Origin of the sequence: Geobacillus jurassicus NBRC 107829, from assembly GCF_001544315.1 — a bacterium.
In the GTDB taxonomy this organism is placed as follows: Bacteria; Bacillota; Bacilli; order Bacillales; family Anoxybacillaceae; genus Geobacillus; species Geobacillus jurassicus.
On sequence record NZ_BCQG01000088.1, the window covers coordinates 1 to 8,640 of the forward strand.

The 8,640-nt window shown below is 49.1% G+C and carries 11 protein-coding genes; 4 read left to right on the plus strand and 7 right to left on the minus strand.

Features of this window, described 5'->3' with window-relative positions; translation table 11 throughout:
* Nucleotides 1–17: 17 nt before the first annotated feature.
* From GJ1_RS19170 to GJ1_RS16760, 6 genes are all read right to left on the minus strand, one after another.
* Nucleotides 18–419: a permease gene (locus tag GJ1_RS19170; RefSeq protein WP_245629444.1), complete on the minus strand. Its 402-nt coding sequence runs from the start codon at nucleotides 417–419 to the stop codon at nucleotides 18–20.
* A gap of 300 nt (nucleotides 420–719) precedes the next feature.
* Nucleotides 720–1,166, minus strand: coding sequence for a MarR family winged helix-turn-helix transcriptional regulator (locus tag GJ1_RS16740; RefSeq protein ID WP_066234892.1), 447 nt, complete (start codon nucleotides 1,164–1,166; stop codon nucleotides 720–722).
* A 203-nt stretch (nucleotides 1,167–1,369) separates the two neighbouring features.
* The gene (locus tag GJ1_RS16745) at nucleotides 1,370–2,293 is read right to left on the minus strand and encodes a cation diffusion facilitator family transporter (RefSeq protein ID WP_066234895.1); all 924 of its coding nucleotides are present in this window, start codon (nucleotides 2,291–2,293) and stop codon (nucleotides 1,370–1,372) included.
* A 14-nt stretch (nucleotides 2,294–2,307) separates the two neighbouring features.
* Nucleotides 2,308–2,616, minus strand: a complete 309-nt coding sequence (locus tag GJ1_RS16750; RefSeq protein WP_066234898.1) for an ArsR/SmtB family transcription factor — start codon at nucleotides 2,614–2,616, stop codon at nucleotides 2,308–2,310.
* Between the two features lie 209 nt (nucleotides 2,617–2,825).
* Entirely contained in the window at nucleotides 2,826–3,143 is a 318-nt protein-coding gene (locus GJ1_RS16755; protein ID WP_066234901.1) for a YbjQ family protein, read from the minus strand.
* A 53-nt stretch (nucleotides 3,144–3,196) separates the two neighbouring features.
* Nucleotides 3,197–3,679 carry a DUF2935 domain-containing protein gene (locus tag GJ1_RS16760; RefSeq protein WP_066234904.1) on the minus strand — a complete coding sequence of 161 codons (483 nt, stop codon included), beginning with the start codon at nucleotides 3,677–3,679 and terminating at the stop codon, nucleotides 3,197–3,199.
* 278 nt (nucleotides 3,680–3,957) lie between these two features.
* On the opposite strand from GJ1_RS16760, the gene GJ1_RS16765 reads away from it, so the two are divergent.
* Both GJ1_RS16765 and GJ1_RS16770 read left to right on the plus strand, forming a co-directional pair.
* Nucleotides 3,958–4,932, plus strand: a complete 975-nt coding sequence (locus GJ1_RS16765) for a ParA family protein (protein ID WP_066234919.1) — start codon at nucleotides 3,958–3,960, stop codon at nucleotides 4,930–4,932.
* 2 nt (nucleotides 4,933–4,934) lie between these two features.
* Entirely contained in the window at nucleotides 4,935–5,351 is a 417-nt protein-coding gene (locus tag GJ1_RS16770) for a hypothetical protein (protein ID WP_066234909.1), read from the plus strand.
* A gap of 53 nt (nucleotides 5,352–5,404) precedes the next feature.
* Here the strand turns inward: GJ1_RS16770 and GJ1_RS16775 are convergent, their stop codons facing one another.
* Entirely contained in the window at nucleotides 5,405–6,616 is a 1,212-nt protein-coding gene (locus GJ1_RS16775; RefSeq protein ID WP_066234913.1) for an acyl-CoA dehydrogenase family protein, read from the minus strand.
* A gap of 244 nt (nucleotides 6,617–6,860) precedes the next feature.
* On the opposite strand from GJ1_RS16775, the gene GJ1_RS16780 reads away from it, so the two are divergent.
* Together GJ1_RS16780 and GJ1_RS16785 are read left to right on the plus strand one after the other, a co-directional pair.
* A complete protein-coding gene (locus GJ1_RS16780) occupies nucleotides 6,861–8,201 on the plus strand; it encodes a sigma-54 interaction domain-containing protein (RefSeq protein WP_066234916.1) in 1,341 nt (446 codons plus the stop codon).
* 174 nt (nucleotides 8,202–8,375) lie between these two features.
* Nucleotides 8,376–8,640 (plus strand): SDR family NAD(P)-dependent oxidoreductase (locus GJ1_RS16785; RefSeq protein ID WP_157068409.1); only part of this gene is annotated, 265 nt, incomplete at its 3' end.

Here is an 8,640-nt window from a genome sequence, read left to right on the forward strand (position 1 = left end):
AGCACTCTTTCTCGTTTTCAGAACAGACAAAAACCCACTTGATCACTTTCATCATTTATCACCTCCTTTCGTGGGACAACACTATGGATGAAAGCTCCTATCCCAGCTCCAATGAACACGTATGGATACACCGTTTTTATTAAAAACAATGTTTCTGACAAGGCAGCCTGAACGCCTTTCTTTTTCTTTTTCCCAAACTCCATTCCACCTTTTACTATGACCCGTTTCACTTGTGAGGCAAACCCCATTTTTTCTAACAGAAAGCCAAGCACAATGGAAAAAACAGCTGTAACCATTGTGTACACTGCGGCTACTTTTCCCCCAAGTACAACCGCCATGAGAGTGATAATGGTTGGGTCGAGAACCGGCGAAGCAAAAAGAAACACCATCACAATACCGAAGCGGACATTTCGGTTCAACAAGGAAACAATAATCGGAATGGTCGATCACGAACAAAACAGCGTGACAAAAGCAAAGGCGACAGCGGCTAGCGCCCCAGCAACCGGATGAAGCTCGGTTAAGCCACGCTCCATCCGCCCGTAAGGAATATAACCCTCAAGCAAAAGAAACAACAAATGAGATTACGAAAAACAAACACATAAGCTCAACGACAAGAGAAAGAAAAGATTAAACCATCTCCACTCCACTGTCTCCTTTTCATTACTTGCAAAATACAAGTATTTATCGAATTAGGAAGGCAAGCACGTACAGACACTTGCCTACAATAACGGTTTGCAGCAAACGCTCGACTTCGCCATGCAGTCGTTCAACAACTGAATGGAACGGAGCACCGTTTCTTTTTCAAACTCGCTCATATAGGAAAACACTTCGTTCAAATAGTGGTTCATTTCCGCATCAATTTTAGCAGCCAAGTACTTTCCTTCCGCCGTCAACGATAATAGATGGATGCGCCGGTCTTCGGGATACGGCGTCTTTTTCACTAAGTTCATTTTGACAAGCGTTTGAATTTGGCGGCTGAACGTCGTCACATCCATGCCAAGGGCATCGGCGGCCTGTTGGATGGAAGGTGTTTTTAAACGATCGATCTCATATAAAATATGGCTTTGCACAAGTGAGATGCCAATGCCACCAACCGAGCAGCAGTTTTTATTCAGCAAGCCAAACCGTTTCGTCATGACATGGAATAGTTGACGGATATCTTCCATTTTCTCACCCCTTGATCCCATCATACCACATTATTTGTATTTTACAAATAAAAAATTCCATGTTTTCTCAACTTTTTTCCTTTCATCGCTACAAAAAAATGGTTTTCGCCTTCAAAAGGCAAAAACCGTCCATTCCGGCCCCGCGATCGCCTGAAAGAAGAGGCCACATCCCGCCTTTCAAAGCGAATGCCGGCCCCTCACCGCTACACTTCCATCTCCCCATGACGAATGTGCGGCATTTCGATTTGAATCGTCGCATGGCGAATGTGAAAGCGTGTTTCCACCAAATCAATCGCCCGTTGCAAAATCACCTGGGCGTCGCGGCCGTCTTCAATCAACAGATGGCAGCTTAATGAATCAAGTCCTGAAGTGATCGTCCAAATATGCAAATCATGAACATCCAACACGCCGTCAATTCCCGAAAGCGCCGCTTTCACTTCTGTTTGATCAATGGCCGCAGGCGTTCCTTCCATTAAAATATGCACCGTCTGCTTGACGACAGCAATCGCTCCTTTGAAAATCAAAACGGCCACCAATACGGAAATCAGCGGGTCGGCCGCGTACCAGCCGAACAGCCACATGACAAGCCCTGCCGCAATCGCACCGACCGAGCCTAACGCATCGCCGAGCACATGAAGATAGGCGCTGCGAAGATTGACGTTTTCCTTCACATCCCCTTTGCGCATTAATACCCAAGCGCTCACGAGATTTGCCAACAATCCAACGGCGGCCACCGCCATCATCGGCCCGCTTGCAACGGCAGGTGGATTCACAAACCTCCCGACCGCTTCCCAAATAATCCAAGCAGCAATTGCCACCAACGTGACCCCGTTCACTAACGCTGCTAAAATCTCGAACCGGTAAAATCCATACGTTCTCTTCGGCGACGCAGGCTTTGACGCCAGCCACACCGCCGCCAGGCTTAACAGAAGCGAAGCGGCATCACTCAACATATGCCCCGAATCCGAAAGAAGAGCAAGGCTGTTCGTCACAAGCCCGCCGACAAACTCTAACACCATCATCCCAACAGTCAGGCTGAGGGCGACCGCCAACCCTTTTTGATTTCCTTCACGGCCATGGCCATGGTGGTGATGATGGCCGCAATGACCGTGCGCATGATGATGCATCAATCCTCTCCCCCTCATTGGTGTTGTGCGTGATCAATCGCTTGCCTTAACAGTGAAATGACATGCTCATCATCGCAAGAATAAAACAATGTCTTCCCTTCGCGACGGTATTTGACAAGCCGCAACGTCCGAAGCAGCGCCAACTGATGGGAAACGGCCGATTGCGACATGCCGAGCATTTCCGCGATATGGCTCACATGGCATTCTTCCTGTGACAACAAATAAAGAATCTTCATCCGGGTCGGATCCGCCAGCGCTTTAAAGATCCGTGATACTTCCTCAATCACTCTTTCGTCTAAAAACGAATGATCCTCTGCGTTCATGGTTGCTCCCTCACATTTTAATATATGAGCATTTGTTCATATATGTGAATCATAAACCGCTTTTCTTTCTCCTGTCAATCCTATTTTGCCTCATATGCCCCAAAAAGCTCCGAACCACAATCAGCATTAAATAGCCCATACACTCTGACCCATCCATCCACGTGCTGACCAACAAAAAAGCAGGGGCCGCTAGACCCGCTGCTTTCCCATTACGATTTCAACCGCACCGCCGTTCCCGTCGCAATGCACATCATCATCCCGTCACGAAGCGTTTCAAAATCGAGATCCACCCCGATGACGGCGTTAGCGCCAAGACTTTTCGCCTTATTGACCATCTCCTTGATCGCCATTTCGCGCCCTTCGGCCAATTTGCTTTCATACGTTCCGCTCCGCCCGCCGATGATGTCGGTAATGCTGGCGAGAAAATCGCGGACGACGTTGGCGCCTAAAATGACCTCTCCGGCTACGATGCCCAAATACTCTTCAATTTCTTTTCCTTCAATGGTATTGGTGGTCGTGACAATCACAGCTATGCCCCCTCGGCTCATCATGATTAGGTGAAACACCCAATTTGATTATACTACAGCACATTGTATGACGTCTCTGATGAATCTGTCCGCGGCGCAGCCGAGGCCGAATGAGCCCCGTATAACAACAGTTGGGCGATGCCGACAAAATACTCCGATTCTCGAATGATGTGATCGAGCACCACCTTGGCGGTCGGGTTTTGGCTGACGGCCTTGCTGCGGCTTTTGATTTGCCGGCATAATTCGATGAACTGAAGGCTCTGCTGCAGGCAGTACGACACAAAATGAAGCGCTTGCTGATGCAGTTGTGCGGGAACATACTGGCTGGCCCGAACCACCGATTCGATATAGCGGACCGCTTGCTGATGCGTAGCCGAAAGAACCTCTTCCCACTTTTTCAACGCTTCCACATATGACGCTTCCAATCCGGACACAAGCTCGCGAATGACGACCGTATGTTCCTCCTCTTGGTGCTTCCAAAATTCAATCTCGTCCAAAATGCGCAGCGGCATGTGTGGGCCGTAGTAAAATTGCACGCTTTTCCCTCCCCACTTTTTCTTCTTTCCATAATGTATGGGCAAAACGGGTCGTCAATGCCATAAAAAATAGCGAAACAGCCAATGCAACAGCCGCTTCGCCTAAATGTTCACCACGTTCCAGAAGCCGGCTGATCCACCCCTGTGACGCGATGGCGGTGTCCGGCATCTTCGGATGTGGAAAGGAAGCAGGGAAAGTTCCGGTTTCCGGTAATTTGTCATAATGGTAAAAAAACCTAATAGATATAAACTGTTCAGGAAAAATGGGAGGGATGGCGATGGCGCAAAAGGTGAAAACAGTGAGTGTCATCAATTGGAAAGGCGGAGTAGGGAAGACGACGTTGACCTACCATTTGGCCGTCGGGCTGCAGCACTTATCTTGCGATCAACCCGAACCGCCAACCTATAGAAAGACACCTCCGAAAGTCCTGCTTGTCGACGCTGATGCGCAGTGCAGCCTTTGCATTTCCTGCCTAACGGCGGAGCAGTTTGAGCATATGATCTATCGTGATGACACCCCGATCGGCACATTGAAAGATTTAATCGCGCACTTTTTAGAAAGCGAGCAACCGCCCATCAGTGTTCGCGACTATATTTTGCCGGCTTGCGTACAAAGCGGCGAGGGCCACGCGTATGCACACATCGACCTCCTTCCTTCACACCCGGACTTAATTTACACCGATATGAACATTGCCGTCTATTCGAGGCCAAACTTTCGAAAGCAGCTTCTCGGTTCTGACCTTTACAAATTCCAGTTGTTGGACAACATTTTGAACACCGTCAAACACGAATACGATTTTATTTTCATCGACTGCCCGCCCAATTTAAACTATGTGACGCAAAACGCCCTTTATGCCAGCGACTATTACTTAATTCCAACCATTCCCGACAAACTATCCTCCTACGGCATCTTATCGATCATTCACAAAGTGAATGACTTAAACAAAATGTTTCGCTCCGCCGCCAAAGGTTACACCGATACAAAACTCGTCGGCATTGTCTTAAACCATGTCCACGAATACGCCAACAAACCAAAAGGCACACAGGCATATATTATCCATGCTTTAAAAGACATGTTTCCTACAGAAATCTTCGAAAACTATTTAACCTACGGAGACGGAATCCCCAAATCATCCGCCTTCGGCTATCCAGTATTCGCCTTGGCGCGTTCGCATTCTAACTCCGAAAAACAAAGCCAATGTGTCAAACACATCACTTCTGAATTTTTAAACAAACTAGGCAAGGAGAGTTAGGCATGGAAGTCAAAACAGTAATCGAAGTGTTAGAAAAAATGTTAGCGATCCTAAAGCACTATGAAAACTATACCGTTCACGAAATGCTCGGCGACTTGTCCGCCCGCATATCCTCTGGTCATCCCGCCAAACAACAAACGGGCAAACAAGCGGGAAACAATCAAGATTACACCGATGCCATCGCCAAGATTAAGGAAATGAATCAAGAAGAGGCAAGACGTTTTTTGTCACAACTGAAAAAGAATGAGCTCATCGGCATCGGCCAACAGATGAACATCAAGCTGCATGCGAAAGATACAAAGAAGATGATAATTGACTCGATCATCCATCATTACAGCTTCATCCAGCTGCATGCCCAAATGGCTAACCGGAAACACCATACGGAAATGGCTATGTTCATAAATCATAACAATGATTAAGACCCCCCGCGCCGTCGGCTGCGGGGGGATGCTTGCATCCGCCCGTCCAATGGTCACGGCTGTCGGACGCCGATTTGTTCCTTCTGAGTTTGTTCAAACTCCTTGATCATCGAACGGGCGACGACCATGCGGTGAACTTCGTCCGGTCCGTCGTAAATCCTTGTTGTCCTCGCTTCGCGGTAAAATCCTTCAAGCGGCGTATCTCCGGTCACGCCAAGGGCGCCGTGCACTTGAATCGCTCGGTCAATCACGCGGTGCAATACGTTAGCCCCGAAAAATTTGATGGCGGAAATTTCTTTTTTCACCTCTTGCCCGTTGTCCATCATCCACGCTGCCTTCAGCGTCATCAGACGAAACGCTTCGATTTCGACGGCCGAATCGGCGATGAAGTTTTGAATCGTCTGGTGGTCCGCCAGCCGTTTTCCACGCGTTTCCCGTTTCAAGGCGTAATCAATCATCAAGTCCAAGCTTCTTTGGGCGATGCCGATCCAGCGCATCGCATGAGTAATGCGTCCCGTCCCGAGCCGCAATTGCGCTAGTTCCAGCCCCGCCCCGCGCGGCCCCAACAAATTTTCCTTCGGCACACGGCAGTTCGTATACCGGACTTCACAATGGCCGCCTGCAAAATGGTCGCCGATCACCGGGATTTCCCGAACGATTTCAAAACCGGGGTTGGCATGCTCAACAATCAGCAAACTGAACTGCCGGTGGGGCGGAGCGTCAGGGTCAGTCTTGGCCACGACGATCGAAAAACTCGAGCCAACCGCTCCCGTTGTAAACCATTTATGCGCGTTGATGACCCATTCGTCCCCATCAAGCACCGCAGTGGACCGAAGCTGCTTCGGATCCGACCCGGACACTTCCGGCTCGGTCATGGCAAAACAGGAACGAATGTCCCCATTGACGAGGGGATACAAATATTTCTGCTTTTGCTCTTCCGTTCCGGCGTGCCACAATATTTCGGCGTTTCCCGCATCCGGGGCCATGCACCCAAATACGTAATGGCCGGCTGGACTCCGCCCTGTGATTTCGGACAGCAACGCCAACGAAACAAAACCAAGCCCCGCTCCCCCGGCCTCTTTCGGCATATGGGCGGCCCACAGCCCCATCTCTTTCACCTTTTGCTGAAGCGGCTTCAATATTTCTTCCGGCAGTCCCCGATGCGGGACGATGTACCGTTCATTCGGATACACATATTCCTCCATAAACGCAGCGGCTTTTTCGATCATTTCCTGCTGTTCCGTCGATGGCCGAAAGCTGTACATCACACTCACTCCTCTCCCTTTTTGCCCCATGTCGTACGCATGTTTTGTGCCAACCAAGCCAAGCTTCCTGCGCCTTCGGGACACGCAAAAGCGATGAAAAAATTAATCAGAACAGTTATAATATTGTAAAGATTCAAATCAATTAACTCCAAAAGGAGGGATCCTTATTACCGATCTGGAACAACTGCAAGCCCGCATTCGCGAACTGAACGCTCTTGTTCATGAACTGCGGGGAAAACTGGCCTTGTACGAAAACGTGATCAACGCCAGCTACGACCCGATCTTTATTGCTGACAAACATGGCTATGGAATCAAAATGAACGAAGCGTACACCCGGGTGACCGGCATTACTGAGGAGCAGTTGATCGGCCGCCATCTAAAAGATATTGTCAAAGACGGCATTATATCCGAATCCGTTTCCCTTAAAGTACTGCAGGAAAAACGGCGGGTGACGATCATTCAACATGTCAACGGAAAAGACTTATTAGTGACCGGGAATCCGATTTTTGACGAAAACGGCGACGTGTCCTATGTAGTGACGAACTTGCGCGACATATCAGCGCTGAAACATTTGGAGCAGGAATTGACGCAGACAAAGGCACTGGCCGATCGATATTTGCAACAAATTAAAGTGTATCAGCACCGTGAGGACATAATCCGCCATGAAGGGGTCATTGCCAACAGCCCAAAAATGCTGCGAGTCATCCACTTAGCCCAGAAAGTCGCACCGTTTAACTCAACCGTGCTGCTGCTTGGGGAATCGGGCGTCGGGAAAGAAGTCATCGCCAACTTGATCCAAAAATGGAGCCCTCGTTCCGATAAACCGTTCATTAAAGTGAACTGTGCTGCCATTCCAAAAGAGCTGATTGAATCAGAACTGTTTGGCTATGAAAAAGGCGCGTTCACCGGCGCGGACAGCCGGGGCCGTCCAGGCTTGTTTGAGCAAGCGCACACTGGGACGATCTTTCTTGATGAAATCGGGGAAATGCCGCTTTCGCTCCAAGGAAAACTGCTTCGTGTGTTGCAGGAGTTCGAAGTGACACGAATCGGCGGGCGGCGGACGATCAAAATTGACGTTCGTGTCATCTCAGCGACCAATCAAGATTTAGAATCTTTAGTCAAAAAAGGAAAGTTTCGCGAAGATCTCTATTACCGTCTAAACATTATTCCCATCAACATTCCTCCCTTGCGCGAACGCCAAGAGGACATTCCTTTGCTTGCCCATTACTTTTTGAATCAGGCCAATCAAAAATACCGTCTCAAGAAGCAACTGACCGACGACGCCCTGCTGGCAATGAAGTCGTACGCCTGGCCAGGGAATGTCCGGGAAATGCAAAACTTGATCGAACGGCTCGTCATTACAACGGAAACGGACGACATCACCGCCTCGCACTTGCCTTTTTCGTGCTCTCCATCGCCTGACAGCAATGAGACACCGAAAAACTTAAAGGACATGGTCCGCGATTTAGAAAGAGAATTGATTTTGAAAGCGATGTCTGAATATAAAACGACAAGAAAAGCGGCCCAAGCGCTCGGCATCAGCCAGTCCGCCCTAGTGAAAAAGATGCAGCGGCTCGGCATTTGACAACCTTGATTCATTTTTTCATCGCTGATTCTGTCCGGAATCGTCCAGCAGGTCGATATGGGCCAATAAATATAACAATTTTATGAACATTTTTATTCCTTTTGTGATTGGCATACAAATTGCAGATACATGGATGGAAACCGAAATTCCTAATCATGGAGAGGAGTATCGTTGATGGATATAAGCCGCCTTCCTTCCTTTCGCCTTGACGGCAAAATTGCCCTTGTCACCGGCGGCAGCAAAGGCATCGGTTTCGCCATGGCGTGCGCCTTGGCCGCCCATGGCGCCCACGTTGTCATCGCCAGCCGAAATGCAACCGACTTGCAAAAAGCAGCAGAGGAAATCGCCAGTCAAGGGTTCTCCTGCTCTTGGGTTCAAGTCGATGTCACCGACAAAGAAAACGTTCGGCGTATGGTTGACTGCGTCATCGCACAGCACG

Excerpts from the sequence above, each read along its gene's own strand:
- GJ1_RS16775 (WP_066234913.1), bottom strand. The coding sequence starts at position 6,616 with ATGTACAGCTTTCGGCCATCGACGGAACAGCAGGAAATGATCGAAAAA.
- GJ1_RS16745 (WP_066234895.1), bottom strand. The coding sequence starts at position 2,293 with ATGCATCATCATGCGCACGGTCATTGCGGCCATCATCACCACCATGGC.
- GJ1_RS16765 (WP_066234919.1), top strand. The coding sequence starts at position 3,958 with ATGGCGCAAAAGGTGAAAACAGTGAGTGTCATCAATTGGAAAGGCGGA.
- GJ1_RS16770 (WP_066234909.1), top strand. The coding sequence starts at position 4,935 with ATGGAAGTCAAAACAGTAATCGAAGTGTTAGAAAAAATGTTAGCGATC.
- GJ1_RS16750 (WP_066234898.1), bottom strand. The coding sequence starts at position 2,616 with ATGAACGCAGAGGATCATTCGTTTTTAGACGAAAGAGTGATTGAGGAA.
- GJ1_RS16740 (WP_066234892.1), bottom strand. The coding sequence starts at position 1,166 with ATGGAAGATATCCGTCAACTATTCCATGTCATGACGAAACGGTTTGGC.